Source organism: Limosilactobacillus viscerum (assembly GCF_947387525.1).
Classification (GTDB): Bacteria; Bacillota; Bacilli; order Lactobacillales; family Lactobacillaceae; genus Limosilactobacillus; species Limosilactobacillus viscerum.
The window spans coordinates 1-15242 of sequence record NZ_CANDNW010000037.1; the positions used below are offsets into that span (position 1 = coordinate 1).

A 15242-nucleotide genomic window follows, 5' to 3' on the forward strand; every position below is an offset into this window, starting at 1 on the left:
GACGAACTCTAGACCTCTATTTGTGCTCGCGGGGGCTCGAAAACGAAGTCGTAAACGACTTCTGTCTCGCGCCCTCTTCTGCATATTGCGTTATTTATACCTATGTAGCGGGACTTATATCATAACCCCGCAAATTTTAGTAACCCAACCGGTCAAGCCAACGGTTAACTTGGTTCCGGGCATGTGCTGCTTGGGTTCCCCGAACCGTAAATCCTTGCCGCGTCTTGGCATTTGGATATTGGCTCTTCAAAACGTCTGGCGTTTCACCAAGGCCGGAACCTTCGTTAGTTGTGAATGGGATAACCGTCTTACTGCTACTGTTCAAGTTAACCCGATCCATGAAGGTCCGGACAACCATTGGGTAGGTGTTGTACCAAACTGGTGACCCGATAAAGATGGTGTCGTACTTGCTGACATCAGGCATTGGTCCCTTGATTGCGGGGCGGGCACCTTCACGCCGTTCCTGGTCAGCTAAGCGGGCAGTTTGGTCATAGTCACTTGGGTAGTCCTTTTGCGGACGGATTTCAAACTCGGTCCCGCCGGTCTTCTTTTGGATATCATCCGCAATCCGCTTAGTATTGCCGATTCGCAGGTTTCTACCATAAATTCCCTGTGTTCTAGAGAAGTAAACAATGAGCGTCCGCTTCCCCTTACTGTTGGCTGCCGATACTTGGCGATGGTTATTAATAATCACACCACCCACAATTGCCAAAACGACGACTGCAATTAGTGCAATCCACTTACGACTTACCTTTTTCATCTTGATCACCTTTCCTCTTTGATTTGTTGTCACTATTCTAACTAGGAAAGGTGCCGCTGAAAATTACTAGATATTTATATTACTATACCCTGTTTGTATACTGAAAAGCCGTCCAGTTCTTTAGTCAAAAATCTGGACGGCCTTTTTATAGTTGAAGCTGATTAAAGGACTTCACGGCTACCTGTTGACCGCTCAATTCAAGCTTCATCATGGCGCCATTCTCCAGACTGCCATACTTTTTTGACCGGTCGTAAATACTAGCAATGTACTGAATGATTGAACCATGGGCAACCACTACTACATTGCTACCGTCGGGAAGTCCCCGTAAAAACTGCATTGCCCGTGTAACCCGGGCTGTTAGCTGCTTGCTATCCTCTGCTAAGTGGGCCGGGTCGGCAGCCTTCAACATATCATAAGTCTTTTCGGCCCCGAATTCCTCAACGGTCTCACTGATTCGCCGGAAACGCTTCTGACCGAGGTAACTAGCCCAGATAGCTGCCTCCTCATTACTGTGGCCCTCAAATGAGCCATAGAAGGTTTCCCGGAAGAACTTCTTTTGGACCGGTTCTGTCATCTTAGCACCAGGGACCTGAGCAATTAGTAACCGGGCCGTGTCGACTGCCCGCTTCAGATCACTAGAAAATAAGTAGTCAATCCGTAAGGGCGCCAGTGTCTGACCCACCCGGATTGCATCCTGCTTACCATTATCCGTTAGCGGTGTATCAGACCATCCCTGCAAACGTGCAAACCGGTTAAAGTAAGTTTCCCCGTGGCGCACAAAATAAACTGTTATTGCCATTTTTATTTTCCTCCTACATAGTCGATTACCAGCATACTTGTTGTAAGGGCTCTTCCATCCCCTATGATACATAATAAAATGCTCCTAAATTGAATAAAAGATCCAACTTAGGAGCATCTCATAAGGAGTGTTAATTTTAGAATGTTTTAGCTATTGGTTATCATCATTCATCTCCGTAGCGGCCCGTTGTCGACGACGAATCTCTTCCCGCAGCATGTTGTAGCGGTGCTGGGAACTCTCATAGGAGGCCTGGGCAATCTTCATGTTCCGCTGGGTAATTTCTAGCTGGTCTTGCAGGTCCTTTGGTGAGTATTGGGAGAGCCGGCACTGCATCAGGTTAGTCAGTTCATATGACTGGGTAACCAAGTTGTAGGAACTCTTACCAAAGTTAGTCAGAAGGTAACCAATCCGGGCACCACCAGAAGAAACCTTTTGCATTCCATCAATCGTCTTCCGCATTGGCTGGCTAACGTGCCGGTCCCAGTAGGTAATCAGCGGACCAGTGAAGAAGGCCACGATTACGGTCCCTAAACCAACTGGACCACCAACCAGGAAACCAGCAATCATAAAGAGGACGTCCTGGGCAATCCGGATGGTCCGGTACTGGGTGTGGAAACGGTCAGACAAGATCGGTGCAATTGCATCATATGGTGCTACCCCCAAGTCAGCACCCATGTACATTGAAGCACCCAGCGTAAAGAGGAGCAGCCCAATGATCAGGTTGGAGATGATAATGATGGCGTTCAAGTGGGTCCCAAAGATACTGGTGTACAGTGCAGAGAACCATTGAATTTCAAAACCAACCAATACCATGTTCAGGACAGTTCCAATCCCGATCTTCTTCCGGTCCATAATAATGATAAAGACGAAAATCAGGAGGTTAATTGCCAGTTGGTAAACCCCTAAGCTGAGGTGGAGGTGGCCAGAAATACCGGTATTAACTGCAGTAAAGGGGTCTAGCCCGACATTACCACCACGCAAGAACGCGGTTCCCAGTGATAAAATGGTAATTCCAGCAAATAACATTAAGGTTCGCCAGACAATGTTTGAAATTGAAAACTTTCGTACTTTTTCCATGATTACTACCTTCCCTTTTAGTTAATTTATGTATATTAAAAGGGACCACGGCCCCTTTAATTAGTTAAAGATATGTGAATTATGAATTAGCCCTTACCGCCTTGGAATGCTGGGTAAAGTGTCATCCCACCATCAACAAAGAGGGTGATTCCAGTAACGTAACTAGATTCGTCTGATGCTAACCAAGCAGCAGCGGCAGCAACTTCTGAAGGGTCACCGACACGCTTCATTGGAATCATGTCAGTAGTAGTCTTCAGTTGTTCAGGATCCGCAAACTTCTTCGCGTTAATTGGAGTGTTAATTGCACCAGGGCCGATTGAGTTAACCCGGATACCCTTTTCAGCGTATTCCATGGCAATTGTTTCAGTGAAGAGCTTTACCCCACCCTTGCTTGCAGCATAGTGGGCAAAGGTTGGCCAAGGAATTTGTTCGTGAACAGAGGACATGTTGATAATGTTCCCCTTCTTGTTGTTCTTCAAGAAGTAGTTTAATGCGGCCTTGGAACCAAGGAATGCACCTGTCAGGTTAACGTCAATTACCCGTTGCCAATCCTTCAAACTCAATTCGTTGGTTGGGTGTTGATTTTCCATCCCGGCATTGTTGATCCAAACATCAAGGTCACCGAAGTTTTCAACGGCAGCATCTAATAACTTTTGAACGCCTTCTTCACTGGAGATATCAGCTTGAACGGCAACACCGTCACCGCCGGCATCCTTAATTTCTTGAACAGCCTTGTCGGCACCGGCCTTATCAGAGTTGTAGTTGATAACCACTTTCATCTTTTCTTCACCGTAACGCTTAGCAATGGCGTTCCCGATACCCTTAGAACCACCAGTGATTACTGCAACCTTACCTGTTAAATCTTTGTATACCATTTGTGTCATTCCTTTCATTTCCTTATTAATTTTGTGGCGTCATGATAAGAAGTAGCAAAATTCCTACCAAAACTGTTAATCCAATTAATTGATTAATAATCATTGCTATTCCCTCCTATCCGTTCGTCATTGATTGTCTTTATTTTAGGATTCAACTTACTTACTAACAATTTCAAAGTCAGCTCATAATCATAAGTAATTCTTATTAATGACTTGCTAACTGAACTGTTGAGTTCCTGTAACCAATCAACGATTATTATTATATCTATGCATACTATATTTGAAAATTTCCAATTTCTTATAACACTATGCTATATGTGTATACTAAACCGATTAAAAAAATCGTGCCGCTCACAATGGCACGATTTTGTATTAATGAATGTCGTTAATTTTAGTAAACTGGACGGTTGCTGCCCTGGGTGTCAGGATCAGCAATACCTAAACTATCATTGCTACCAAAAGTTGGATCGGCAACGATCTTCAAAACAACGTCGGCAATGCTTTGGCGGGAACCAGAAACACCAACGAATTCATCATCGCGGTGGGTAATGGTGTACTTAACTTCATCGCGGTCGTTTAACCATGGCAAACGAAGAGTGGTGTAGTCCAGGCCAGATTCAGCAGCTAAACGGTCAGAAGTTACCGCAGCGTTGTCATCAGTAACGGTTCCACCGAAGCAGGTATCACGGTTCCACTTACCGAATTCACCAGGAACTTCATCGTAGATACCAAGTAAGTTGGTAAGGATTAGGCGGTCAACGCCTTCCTTCTTCATTGCATTAATAATGTTATGAGTTGGATGGTTGTGACCAGCATCATCATGGTCAATAACAGCGTTGAAGACCATGTCTTGACCAGCAACGGCCTTTTCAACATCAGCAGGGTTGTTCAAGTCCCCTTCTAAAATTGTTACACGGGGGTTATCAGTAAGGTCACTAAGACGGTTACTATTCCGCAACATTAGGGTTAAGTCAACCCCCTTGAATTGGTCTTCGTTCAAAATGCGTTGTTCAACGATCCGTGCAATTTGGCCGTTGGCAGCTAAGATAGCTAACTTCATTTGCTTATCATCCTTTCTCGTTTATCAATCATCGTGACTATATTCTAACGAGGAAGGAGCACCTTGAAAATTGCCGAATCAGTATGGTGTTATACGTTTTATGTATAGCCGAATGAATAGCAAAAGCGCAAAGCAGACGCCGTGACTAGTTCTGCTTTGCGCTTTTAATTACCTATAAATTACTTTGCTTCAATGTAGCCCTTTGCCTTCAACAATTCGGCTAGTTCGATGGCACCACCAGCGGCACCACGAGCAGTGTTGTGGGATAAGCCCACGAACTTCCAGTCAAAGATCTTGTCTGGACGGAGACGACCAATTGAAATTCCCATTCCGTGTTCAAAGTTGACATCATAACGTACTTGAGGACGGAAATCATCATCAAGGTACTGGATAAATTGCTTTGGTGCACTTGGCAAACCAAGCTTTTGTGGTTCACCACTGTAATCTTCCAGCGCCTTAATTAGGTCTTCCTTGCTTGGGTTCTGCTTGAAGTTCACAAAGGCCGCTACCGTGTGCCCATACAGGACTGGTACCCGTAAACATTGACTAGTGATCACTGGTGATTCTGCAGGAACAATTTCCTTCTTTTCATCATCGACATGACCCCAAATCTTCAGTGGTTCATCCTCTGACTTCTTCTCTTCACCTGGAATATAAGGAATAACGTTTCCTTGAATTTCGGGTGCGCCTTCCAAGGTCTTCCCCGCGCCTGAAATTGCCTGGTAGGTACATGCTAAGGCTTGGGTTGGTTCAAATTTCATCCAGGCTGCCAGGGCTGGCGTATAACTTTGAATCGAACAATTTGGCTTTACCGCAATAAAGCCACGCTTAGTACCAAGCCGTTCACGTTGGTACTTAATTACTTCAGTATGGTCCGGATTAATTTCTGGAACAACCATTGGTACGTCCGGTGTCCAACGGTGGGCACTATTGTTAGAAACAACGGGTGTTTCGTGCTTAGCATATTCTTCTTCGAGCTTACGGATGGCATCCTTATCCATGTGGACAGCGGAGAAAACGAAGTCCACTTGTGAAGCAACCTTATCAACATCTTCGGCATCCAAAATCGTCAGGTCCTTAACGCCTTCCGGAATTGGGGTGTCCCCCATCTTCCAACGGTCCTTAACGGCTTCACCGTACTTTTGACCAGCACTGTGCTTACTTGCCGCAACCGTAGTTACTTCAAACCAAGGGTGGTTAGCAAGTAAAGTGACAAAACGTTGGCCGACCATTCCAGTCGCACCAATCACACCAACTTTTAACTTTTCGCTCATTACGAAACCCCTCCGCGTTATATTTTTCATTATTTTCTAATTATGTTCTAATATACACTCATTAACGGAAAGATTCCACAACATATCCTTAAAAAAGAAAAGAAGAAATGCTACCGCATGCTAGCAGTTCTTCTTTTTGCTTAATTATTAATACCAAGCTGGCTTGTCGCCGTCAGTATTCGGCTTATTTACCCCCAGATCCATTCGTGCATATTCACTAGGGTTAGCGATTACCTTCGCAACAAAGTAACCAATTGACTTCCGTGAAACTTCGGTCCCCTTGAAGTCTTCGCCGCGGTTGGTCGTCTCATAATCAACCTCATCCTTATCGGTTAACCAAGCAGGCCGGATAATTGTGTAGTCAAGATCTGAAGCAGAGATGACGTCAGCTGCCTTCCGGTAAGTTCCAAGATAGCTATTTTCTTGACCGCCACCGAGCATTTCATTGTTCCAGTCACCAAACTTTCCTGGAACTTCATCATAAATTCCAATGGAAGAGATCCAAACTAACTGCTTAACCCCGTTCTTATCCATTGCTGCAACGATATTCTTAGCCTGTTGTTCAATTTCGGGGTTCCGCAGATTAGCGTAAACCACGTCAGCCATTTCAACTGCGGCATCAAGACTTCCTGTTTCAAGAGTATCACCCTTAATCACCGTTTCCCGGTCTTCATCAATATTCGTCAGATTTTGTGGGTGACGGGTAAATAAAAGTAGGTGGTCATCAGTATTTTTAAGGAGTGCTTCAATTGCGTGCCCAGCAATCTTACCAGTAGCGCCTAAAACTAGAACTTGTTTTGTCATTTTTTATTCCTCCTGTCGCTTAATTCACTTACCAGTATAGTAGGACTGCAACTTATTAAAAGTAAGCACTTTCCGGTAAGATAGTTACACTAAGGTAAGATATACTTGGGAGACAGTGACTCGCGCAATTTAAATTAATTTGCAATATAATGGCAGTAACTAAGGAGGGGCTATGATGAAAATTGTAATTGCTGATTATCCTGAATCAATGATGCCAACTCATGAGCTTGAAAAGCAGGTGTTAATGCAGGGATTAGCAGATTGTCAGGTTGTCATTTTTCCGTACCACGATGATCAACGAGCTAAATTCTTACAGGAAATACATGATGCTGATGCACTATTAACCGCCTTTATTAAGGTTGATGAAGACGTTCTAGCAGCTGCGCCCCAGCTCAAGGTTATTTCAATTAATGCTACCGGTTATGATAACGTTGACCTGGCTGCCGCCAAACGCCACCACGTCGCTGTCTGCCCGGTTGGCGAGTACTGCACCGAAGACGTTGCCGAATTCACCATCACGACAATGCTTGCACTAGTTCGTAATCTCAAAGCATACCTAACCGATGTTGATCAGCACCATCAATGGCGGTATGACTATGCCCAACCAAATTGCCGGCTTAGCAACCTGACCCTGGGGATCTTTGGCCTTGGTAAAATTGGCCGGTCGGTCGCTAAAAAAGCAGCTGCACTTGGCATGACCGTACTCGCCAACGACCCATTTATCAGCAAGGAAAATTACGCCAAGGTGGCTAACCAGGTCCAATTGGTCAGCGTAACTGACTTACTATCTCGTGCTGACGTGGTAACTAACCACATGAACCTTAATGACAGTAACCATGACTTTTTCACCGCGGACCGCTTCGCACAAATGACTAAGCACCCTTATTTCATCAACATGGCCCGGGGTGCAGAAGTCGATGAACAAGCCCTTGTTGCGGCATTGGATGCAGGTCAATTGCGGGGCGCGGCACTAGATGTTCTTGCCACTGAGTTTCCCGACTTAGCACATAACCTCCTCGTCGGCCGGGAAAATGTCCTTATCACACCGCATACCGCCTTTTACAGTACTGACTCATTAACTGCTCTTCAAACGATTTCCTGTCAAAATATCGTTTACTACTTAACGGGCCAGCTGGAAAAAGTATTTAAACTCGTTGTTAATCCAGCTAAGGAGGAAAAGTAATGACAACCCCTACTAAAATGTTTAACACAGGTGCAGAATACGCGATTTCAATCATCGGCGGAAAGTGGAAGCCAGTTATTCTTTACCTATTAGCGGGGCACCCACGACGGACCGGTGAACTTGTGAAACAACTCGGCACCTCGCACAAAGTTCTCAGTGACCAATTACGTGAAATGGTGGATTCTGGCATTGTGGACCGGAAAAGTTTCAATACGATGCCCCCGCACGTTGAATATCGGTTAACCGATGAAGGCGAAAACCTTTACGCCGCCCTCCGTTACCTCAACTACTGGAGTGAACAAAAGGCGGCTGAGAGCCCTAATGTTAAGATAATGTGCACCGACCAAATGAAGCAGGTTGGTGATGACGGGCTGTACGTGATTACCAAGCAGCACCTCCACCACTGGAAGCAAGAAATTGTTCGCCAAAAATAAAATGTTTCATGTGAAATATAGGAGCCAACAGTAAACATACAATATCAAATAAGGCCCAGTGTCCGGCAAAAAGCTGAACTCTGGGCCTTATTCATTCTTACGATTCTCTATTTACTTTTGTTTTTCAAGATATTGGTCAGCACAGGCAAGGGCCTTGCCACCATAGACAGTAGCTGGACCGCCGCCCATCATGATTGCTACATTGATCGTTTCAATAATTTCATCCCGGGTAGCGCCAAGTTTAATTGCTCCCTTGGTATGCTGAACAATACAGCCCTCACAACGGAGCGCAATTGCAATGCCGAGTGCCTGTAATGCCTTGGTCTTACTATCAAGGACACCATCCTTAACTGCTTCGCTATGCAAGTTTAAGAATGCTTTCCCAGTTGAGCCAGTACTTTTGAAGAGGTTCCGATTGTTATCAATTACTTCTGACAGTTCCTCATTGTAATCAGCCATTATAAAAACTTCCTTTCCCGAACCAACGATACTTTCAAGTTTATCTTACAGCGTTGCGAGCGCTTTCACAAGCGGGCAAGGCCCTTAAATTTAACACACAATAAAAAAGACCGGGAGTAACTTCCCAGTCGCAAAAGATATAATAACCTAGTCACGCTTAATTCCAAAAATGAAAGAGACAATCAGGACTAAAATTACCGCCCCGATAATCGATGGGATAATTGCCATCCCCGCAACCTGCGGGCCCCAAGAACCAAGAATTGCTTCACCAATTGCCGAACCAACCAGCCCAGCAATAATGTTACTGATCGTGCCCATCGAGCCGCCACGCTTGGTAAGCATCCCAGCGATCAATCCGATCACACCACCAACAATTAATACCCAAATCCAATGCATACTACCTCACCTCTTACTTTTTCTTATCTAAATCATCTTTTATGTCTTGGGCCTTATCCTTAACCTTGCCCCGTGTCTTCTGGAGCTTGCCCTCTACCTCTTTTGGCTTGTCCTTGGTTATTTTTCCCTGTATTTCCTTGAGGGAACCAGCCAGCCGGTCTTTTAATCCGTGCTTATCGCTAACCATCATTAATCAGCCTTTCTTTTAGAAACATTAGTAACTGACATCGTGGAGGTCACCCTCCATTTTCCTGGTGACTAGTGGTATTTAGTGATTATAATTTTAGCAATTGCTTAACCACACCACAATTGGTAAGCACTTAGCTTACAAGTTAATTAATGATCTTAGACCATCTTAAGAAATAATCAGACATTTGGTGGGTGCTTAGTATTAAAAAAGCTCCCTCGTATTCGCAAATGAATACTAAGGAGCTCCCTTATTACTATTGCAGTGAATCCCAAGCAGTCAATTCAACTGGTTCGCTATCAGCCAACTTTTGCAGGTCGGCGCTTAGGTACTTCTTGTTGATTACTGCTTCATAGGTATATTCTTCAAACCAGTCCTGGGTCATGACAAAGTAACCATTATCACCATTGTCCTTACCCCAACTGTTTTCAATCTTCCACCGGCTTGGCTGGTCGTTTACCATGTCAAAACCTGTCAGGGTCATTGCATGGGAAACCATTGCTTGCCGCGATTCGAGCCGGTCCTTCTTGTCCATCGTAAAGTCTACATCAAGTAATTCAGCACGGTGGTAAAGCTTAGCATCCATCAGGCCCCGCTTACGGTCCATTTGTTGAAGGACATCGTTACCGACCCAAACTGTTTCCCCAGCCTTTAACTGCTTAATTGCAGCTTCTTGCATGTCCTTGAATGGTACGTTCATAAACTTGATTGGTACCCCGCCAACAACGCTATCCTGGGTTGGCATTGAATAAACCTTACCATATTCATGGTCTGGCGCGTTTGTGACCACCACGTAGTCATTAAAGTTTGTGTCAAAGTATTGGTGGTAGAAGTCCAGCGGCGTTAATCCTAGTACCTGGTGGAATTTCTTATCATCGTCTTTGAATTCCAGGTCAAACTTTGCCGGTGGTTCACCAAAGGCGTAGGCGGCCACCTTGTAAACATCGGCCATCATTGCTTTTTGAGCCGTTGCTAATTCATCATCACTAGCACCGTCCTTAACAAGCCGGCGCAGTTCTAATGCATCCTTGCGCATCAAGTAGTTCATTACTTCGGCCACATCGCTAGTATCCTTAGTATTGTGGGTGTCCGGCATGACGTATTCAGGAACAACTCCATACTTCTCAACGATTGAAGCGGCGTTAGCCCACTGACCACCGTCGTTCAGTGCAAAGTTCAGGTAGAAGTCCACTAGCCGGTCATGGAGTGGCTTGCCGGCCGTTTCAATGATCTTCTGGAAGAACATGTTTGCCCGCTCAATCCGGTCCCAGAAGAATAGGTAGTTCTGGGAAAGTTCAAAGTCCTTGAAATTATACTTCTTAGCAAATTTATGGCGAAGTGTATTCAGGGTAGCAAAAGACCAGCAACGACCACTGTGCCGCTGGTTGCTTGGCTTCCCCGTCTTGATTTCATAAGAGAAAGCCCGGTGGAGTCGCTTGCTGGCAGCGGGATCTTCACTTGCGTTTTTAATCCCGTTTTTTTGAATAGCCCGGGAAATTACATCCGCATCCTGGCGCTCATGGAAGGTCTTGTGGTAACTTTCAACCATTTTAGCTGTTAATTCTTTTTCAGTCACAATAATCCCTCTTTATCTTTTAATTAGCTTATATCTATGATAGCGCACTTCGTTAGAAACAGCAGACCTTTTAGCTTGGTGACCAGTTGAAAGTAAGTTAGACTAAGAATGAAAATTAAAAGGAGGAATTACAATGAGTAAAGTATTTATTGTCGGTGGTTCCGGCCGGGTCGCAACCGAGTTGATTAAGGACTTAGTGGCAGACGGTAATCAAGTTGTCGCTGGTGCCCGGCACCCGGAAAAAACAATTGAACTGCCTGGGGTTACTCCGGTCAAGCTCGACCTACATGGTGATGTTGCTAAAATCGCTTCACTGTTTGCCGGGGTTGATGCCATTTACTTCGTCGCTGGTTCCCGGGGTAAGGACCTACTCCAAACTGACGCCATGGGCGCGGTCAAGACGATGCAGGCCGCTAAACGTGCCGGTATCAAACGTTACATTATGCTGAGTTCAATGTATGCCCTCCAACCTGAAAAGTGGGCCGACTACCCAGCCTTAGCTGCCATCACCGATTACAACATTGCTAAATTCTTTGCCGATAACTACTTGGTTAACGACACCGATTTAGACTACACAATCATTCAACCTGCAACCTTAACCGAAGAGGAAGGAACAAGCAAGGTAACCTTTGGTGAGGGCAATGATAGCACCAACCCAATCCCTGATGTAGCCAAGGTACTAGCCGCGGTCCTTAACGCCAAAAACACTATTTGCAAGGTCATTATGATGCAGAGTGGCGATACTGCTATTGACGACGCAATTACAAAGCTATAGATAAATATAAAAGAGGGAGCTGTCACCTAACCCGTGATGAAAGGTCAGGCAACGGTTTCCTCTTTATTATTTTTTCAATCGCTCGTAATGGGTCTTACATTGTAGAATCGTAAAATTGCCTTTATCTTCAGGAACATAAGTAAGACGATCAACGTCATTAATTCTCCTTGACCACAATCCCTGCAGCTCGCCCTTTAACGGTTCTGGTTTTCCAAGTCCTTTGCTGTATCCGTCACGTTGGATTGACTTAATCAATTTGTTAATTTGTTTCAGTGTTTTCTTATCTTCTCTTTGCCAGGACAAGTATTCATCCCAGGCCTCATCATTCCACGAAAACATTACTTATCCTCTAAGAGACCATGTGAAGAGATACCTTTGCCTTTTTTATAATCAGCAAAGCGTTTCTTTAGTTCTGCCGTGTTAGCTTGACTGAAGAACGGGCTAGCCTTAATTTCAAACGGAATCTTTTTTTGATTTACAAGCGCCTTCGTAGCTAAGGTAATCCAAACCGAAAAATTTAATCCCATGTCATCTAATAATGCTTCTGCCTCATTCTTTAACTCTGGGTCCATTCGTGCGGTTACTTTGGTATCGTTAGCCATTTTATTACCTCCTGTTATCACTTTGTACTAACATTGTACATCCGTTAAGCCTTGCAATAAACTATTTATGATTAATAACTATTATTTTTCAGTGCTAAGCTAATCAGCAAACGATTCGACTGTAAAGCGGTATAATTAGAAATATCCTAATAAAGGAGAAGTGAATATTATGGCAGAAAACCAACGACTCTATGATGTCTTCCAACCCGACCACTATGATGTCTACCTTGACATCAACCGGGCAGAAAAGACAATTGCTGGTACAACGACCATCAACGGTCATGCCAGCCAACCCGTAATCAAAATCAACCAGAAGTTTTTACACATTAATGATGTAACTGTCGATAACAAGCAAGTACCGTTCACCGTCAAGGACGATGAGGAAGCAATCGAAATCACCCTTCCATCAGCTGGCGATGTCAAATTAGCCATTGACTACACCGCCCCACTGACCGACACGATGATGGGGATTTACCCATCCTACTACGAGGTCAACGGTGAACAGAAGCAAATTATCGGAACCCAGTTTGAAACTACCGCGGCCCGGCAAGCCTTCCCGTGTGTCGATGAACCAGCCGCCAAGGCCACCTTCTCTTTGGCCATCAAGTTTGACGAACATGCCGGTGAAACGATTATTGCCAACATGCCAGAAAACCATGAAGAAAACGGCGTCCACTACTTCGACCAAACTGTTCGGATGTCATCCTACCTCGTTGCCTTCGCATTTGGTGAACTACAAAGCAAGATGACTGAAACTAAGTCCGGTGTACGGGTCGGCGTTTTTGCAACCAAGGCTCACCAGGCCAAGGAACTCGACTTTGCCCTAGATATCGCCAAGCGGGCAATTGAATTTTATGAAGACTTTTACCAAACCCCATACCCACTACCTCACTCTTGGCAACTAGCCCTTCCCGACTTTTCAGCCGGTGCGATGGAAAACTGGGGCCTGGTAACTTACCGGGAAGCCTACCTACTGCTCGACCCAGATAACACGTCACTCGACATGAAGCAACTAGTAGCTACCGTTATTACCCACGAACTGGCCCACCAGTGGTTTGGTGACCTGGTAACAATGAAGTGGTGGGACGACCTCTGGCTCAACGAAAGCTTTGCCAACATGATGGAATACGTTTCCGTTGCTGCCCTCCAACCAGACTGGAAGATTTGGGAGCTATTCCAAACTTCTGAAGCACCGATGGCCCTGCAACGGGACGCCACGGATGGTGTTCAACCGGTCCACGTTGACGTTAATAATCCGGCCGAAATTGACTCCATCTTTGACCCAGCAATTGTTTACGCTAAGGGATCGCGGATGCTAGTAATGGTCCGGGCGCTGCTTGGTGATGATGCTCTCCGGAAGGGGTTGAAGAATTACTTTGCTGCCCACAAGTACAATAACGCTGCTGGTGGTGACCTGTGGAAGGCCCTTGGTGATGCTTCTGGCCTAAATATCGGTGAAATCATGAAGTCATGGCTAGAACAACCAGGTTACCCGGTTGTTTCTGCAAAAGTTGATGACCAAGGACAATTAGTCCTGCGCCAGCAACAATTCTTCATCGGCGCGGGTGAAGACAAGGGACGCACTTGGCAAATTCCATTGAATGCCAACTATAACGCAGCACCTAAGATCATGGCAGATAAGGAAGTTGTCCTTGGCAACTATGATGAACTACGGCAACAAAACGGCAAGCCATTCCGGCTTAACGTCGGTAATAATTCGCACTTTATTGTTAAGTACGATGACCAACTGTTAAAGGATATCCTGGACCACGCCGACAACCTCGACGCTATTGCACAACGGCAACTCCTCCAGGACCTTCGCCTACTAGCAGAAGGACAACAGATTTCCTATGCTAACTTAATCCCCCTGCTGACCCGTTTTGCCGGGAGCCATTCCGCAATTGTTAACGCAGAACTCTACCACATTGCTAATAGCTTGAAGATGTTTGTTCAACCAGGCTCCAATGAAGAAGTCCAGCTGAAGGCCTTCTTTGACCAACTAAGCAAGGAGCAAGTTACCCGGCTCGGTTGGCTGCCAAAAGCTGTGGAGAGTAATGATGACCAACTGACCCGGCCATACGTCCTCAATGCTTCCCTCTACGCCAAGAATAAGGATTCAATTAAGGAAGCCCACCAAATCTTCATTGACCACCAGGATAACCTGTTGGCCTTGTCTGCAGACATTCGGGGATTAGTATTGAAGAACGAAGTGCAAAACTACGGTAGTCGTGCACTCTTTGATAAGTTACTGACGGCTTACCAGCAAACAGCTGATGCCAGCTATAAGGCTGACTTACGGATGGCTATTCCAACAACGACGGACCCCGAGCTCATCAAGCTCATCATTGGTCACTACAAGGATGCCAAAGTCATTAAGCCACAAGACCTCCGTGCATGGTTCCGTGGTGTTCTGGCTAACAATGCGGGTCAAGAAGCTGCCTGGGACTGGCTGCGGAATAATTGGGACTGGCTTGAAGAAACAGTTGGTGGCGACATGGAATTTGCTACTTACATCACCGTTGCTTCTGGCATCTTCCACACTCCAACCCGCCTGGCTGAGTTCAAGGAATTCTTCGAACCTAAGGTCAACACTCCTGGCCTAACCCGGGAAATTAAGATGGATATTAGTATCATCGATAGCAAGGTTGCATTAATTGAAAAAGAACAAGCAGCAGTTAATGCGGCTATTGCAGAAAACTAATCAATAAAAAAGCTAGGGAGAACAAGGTTACAACTTTGCAGTTCAACGTAAAGTTATAACCGTGAATCCTTACAAACATAAAAAGGTCCAGTGTTCAGCATCAAATTTTGCTGAACGCTGGGCCTTATTTGTGTATTGCATCTGTCACTTACTGAAGTTTTTATTTTATAACTTTTTATAACTTTTTCGCTTATTTTATAACTTTGGTGGATTATAGAATGAAGTTAGCCACCTAATTGGTGGTAAATGCAAAAACGCCATTCGGCGTGACATCAGGTAT

17 protein-coding genes are annotated in these 15242 nt (G+C 45.1%); 4 read left to right on the forward strand and 13 right to left on the reverse strand.

The features are described from left to right. Nucleotides 1–136: 136 nt before the first annotated feature. From QOS07_RS08405 to QOS07_RS08435, 7 genes are all read right to left on the reverse strand, one after another. Entirely contained in the window at nt 137–760 is a 624-nt protein-coding gene (locus QOS07_RS08405; RefSeq protein ID WP_283588510.1) for a flavodoxin, read from the reverse strand. A 145-nt stretch (nt 761–905) separates the two neighbouring features. Continuing rightward, nucleotides 906–1559: a histidine phosphatase family protein gene (locus tag QOS07_RS08410; RefSeq protein WP_283588511.1), complete on the reverse strand. Its 654-nt coding sequence runs from the start codon at nt 1557–1559 to the stop codon at nt 906–908. 150 nt (nt 1560–1709) lie between these two features. Next, nucleotides 1710–2636 carry a YczE/YyaS/YitT family protein gene (locus tag QOS07_RS08415; RefSeq protein ID WP_283588512.1) on the reverse strand — a complete coding sequence of 309 codons (927 nt, stop codon included), beginning with the start codon at nt 2634–2636 and terminating at the stop codon, nt 1710–1712. Nucleotides 2637–2722: 86 nt separating this feature from the next. Continuing rightward, nucleotides 2723–3511 (reverse strand): glucose-1-dehydrogenase, encoded by a 789-nt coding sequence (locus QOS07_RS08420; RefSeq protein WP_283588523.1) that lies wholly within the window; start codon nt 3509–3511, stop codon nt 2723–2725. Nucleotides 3512–3902: 391 nt separating this feature from the next. After that, complete coding sequence (locus tag QOS07_RS08425) at nt 3903–4571, reverse strand: NAD(P)H-binding protein (RefSeq protein ID WP_283588513.1); 669 nt, start codon at nt 4569–4571, stop codon at nt 3903–3905. A gap of 179 nt (nt 4572–4750) precedes the next feature. Further along, nucleotides 4751–5845 (reverse strand): aspartate-semialdehyde dehydrogenase, encoded by a 1095-nt coding sequence (gene asd, locus QOS07_RS08430; protein ID WP_283588514.1) that lies wholly within the window; start codon nt 5843–5845, stop codon nt 4751–4753. Nucleotides 5846–5992: 147 nt separating this feature from the next. Beyond that, on the reverse strand, nt 5993–6649 hold the full coding sequence (locus QOS07_RS08435; RefSeq protein ID WP_283588515.1) for an NAD(P)H-binding protein: 657 nt from the start codon (nt 6647–6649) through the stop codon (nt 5993–5995). A 175-nt stretch (nt 6650–6824) separates the two neighbouring features. Here QOS07_RS08435 and QOS07_RS08440 point away from each other — a divergent pair, with 175 nt between their 5' ends. Further along, the gene (locus QOS07_RS08440) at nt 6825–7832 is read left to right on the forward strand and encodes a hydroxyacid dehydrogenase (RefSeq protein ID WP_283588524.1); all 1008 of its coding nucleotides are present in this window, start codon (nt 6825–6827) and stop codon (nt 7830–7832) included. Beyond that, on the forward strand, nt 7832–8266 hold the full coding sequence (locus QOS07_RS08445) for a winged helix-turn-helix transcriptional regulator (protein WP_283588516.1): 435 nt from the start codon (nt 7832–7834) through the stop codon (nt 8264–8266). Before QOS07_RS08440 ends, QOS07_RS08445 begins: the two co-directional genes overlap by 1 nt. Nucleotides 8267–8377: 111 nt before the next feature. On the opposite strand, the gene QOS07_RS08450 is transcribed toward QOS07_RS08445, so the two are convergent. From QOS07_RS08450 to QOS07_RS08465, 4 genes are all read right to left on the reverse strand, one after another. Then, a complete protein-coding gene (locus tag QOS07_RS08450; RefSeq protein WP_283588517.1) occupies nt 8378–8725 on the reverse strand; it encodes a carboxymuconolactone decarboxylase family protein in 348 nt (115 codons plus the stop codon). A gap of 147 nt (nt 8726–8872) precedes the next feature. Further along, on the reverse strand, nt 8873–9121 hold the full coding sequence (locus tag QOS07_RS08455; protein ID WP_283588518.1) for a GlsB/YeaQ/YmgE family stress response membrane protein: 249 nt from the start codon (nt 9119–9121) through the stop codon (nt 8873–8875). A gap of 13 nt (nt 9122–9134) precedes the next feature. Continuing rightward, a complete protein-coding gene (locus tag QOS07_RS08460) occupies nt 9135–9308 on the reverse strand; it encodes a CsbD family protein (protein ID WP_283588525.1) in 174 nt (57 codons plus the stop codon). 256 nt (nt 9309–9564) lie between these two features. Further along, nucleotides 9565–10857 carry a C1 family peptidase gene (locus QOS07_RS08465; protein ID WP_408613362.1) on the reverse strand — a complete coding sequence of 431 codons (1293 nt, stop codon included), beginning with the start codon at nt 10855–10857 and terminating at the stop codon, nt 9565–9567. A 160-nt stretch (nt 10858–11017) separates the two neighbouring features. On the opposite strand from QOS07_RS08465, the gene QOS07_RS08470 reads away from it, so the two are divergent. Then, nucleotides 11018–11659 (forward strand): NAD(P)H-binding protein, encoded by a 642-nt coding sequence (locus QOS07_RS08470; RefSeq protein WP_283588519.1) that lies wholly within the window; start codon nt 11018–11020, stop codon nt 11657–11659. A gap of 66 nt (nt 11660–11725) precedes the next feature. On the opposite strand, the gene QOS07_RS08475 is transcribed toward QOS07_RS08470, so the two are convergent. Together QOS07_RS08475 and QOS07_RS08480 are read right to left on the reverse strand one after the other, a co-directional pair. Then, the gene (locus QOS07_RS08475; protein WP_283588520.1) at nt 11726–11998 is read right to left on the reverse strand and encodes a Txe/YoeB family addiction module toxin; all 273 of its coding nucleotides are present in this window, start codon (nt 11996–11998) and stop codon (nt 11726–11728) included. Then, nucleotides 11998–12261 (reverse strand): type II toxin-antitoxin system RelB/DinJ family antitoxin, encoded by a 264-nt coding sequence (locus QOS07_RS08480; RefSeq protein ID WP_283588521.1) that lies wholly within the window; start codon nt 12259–12261, stop codon nt 11998–12000. The genes QOS07_RS08475 and QOS07_RS08480 overlap by 1 nt, the downstream gene beginning before the upstream one ends. 169 nt (nt 12262–12430) lie before the next feature. On the opposite strand from QOS07_RS08480, the gene QOS07_RS08485 reads away from it, so the two are divergent. Further along, a complete protein-coding gene (locus QOS07_RS08485; protein WP_283588522.1) occupies nt 12431–14962 on the forward strand; it encodes a M1 family metallopeptidase in 2532 nt (843 codons plus the stop codon). The last annotated feature ends 280 nt before the right edge of the window (nt 14963–15242 follow it).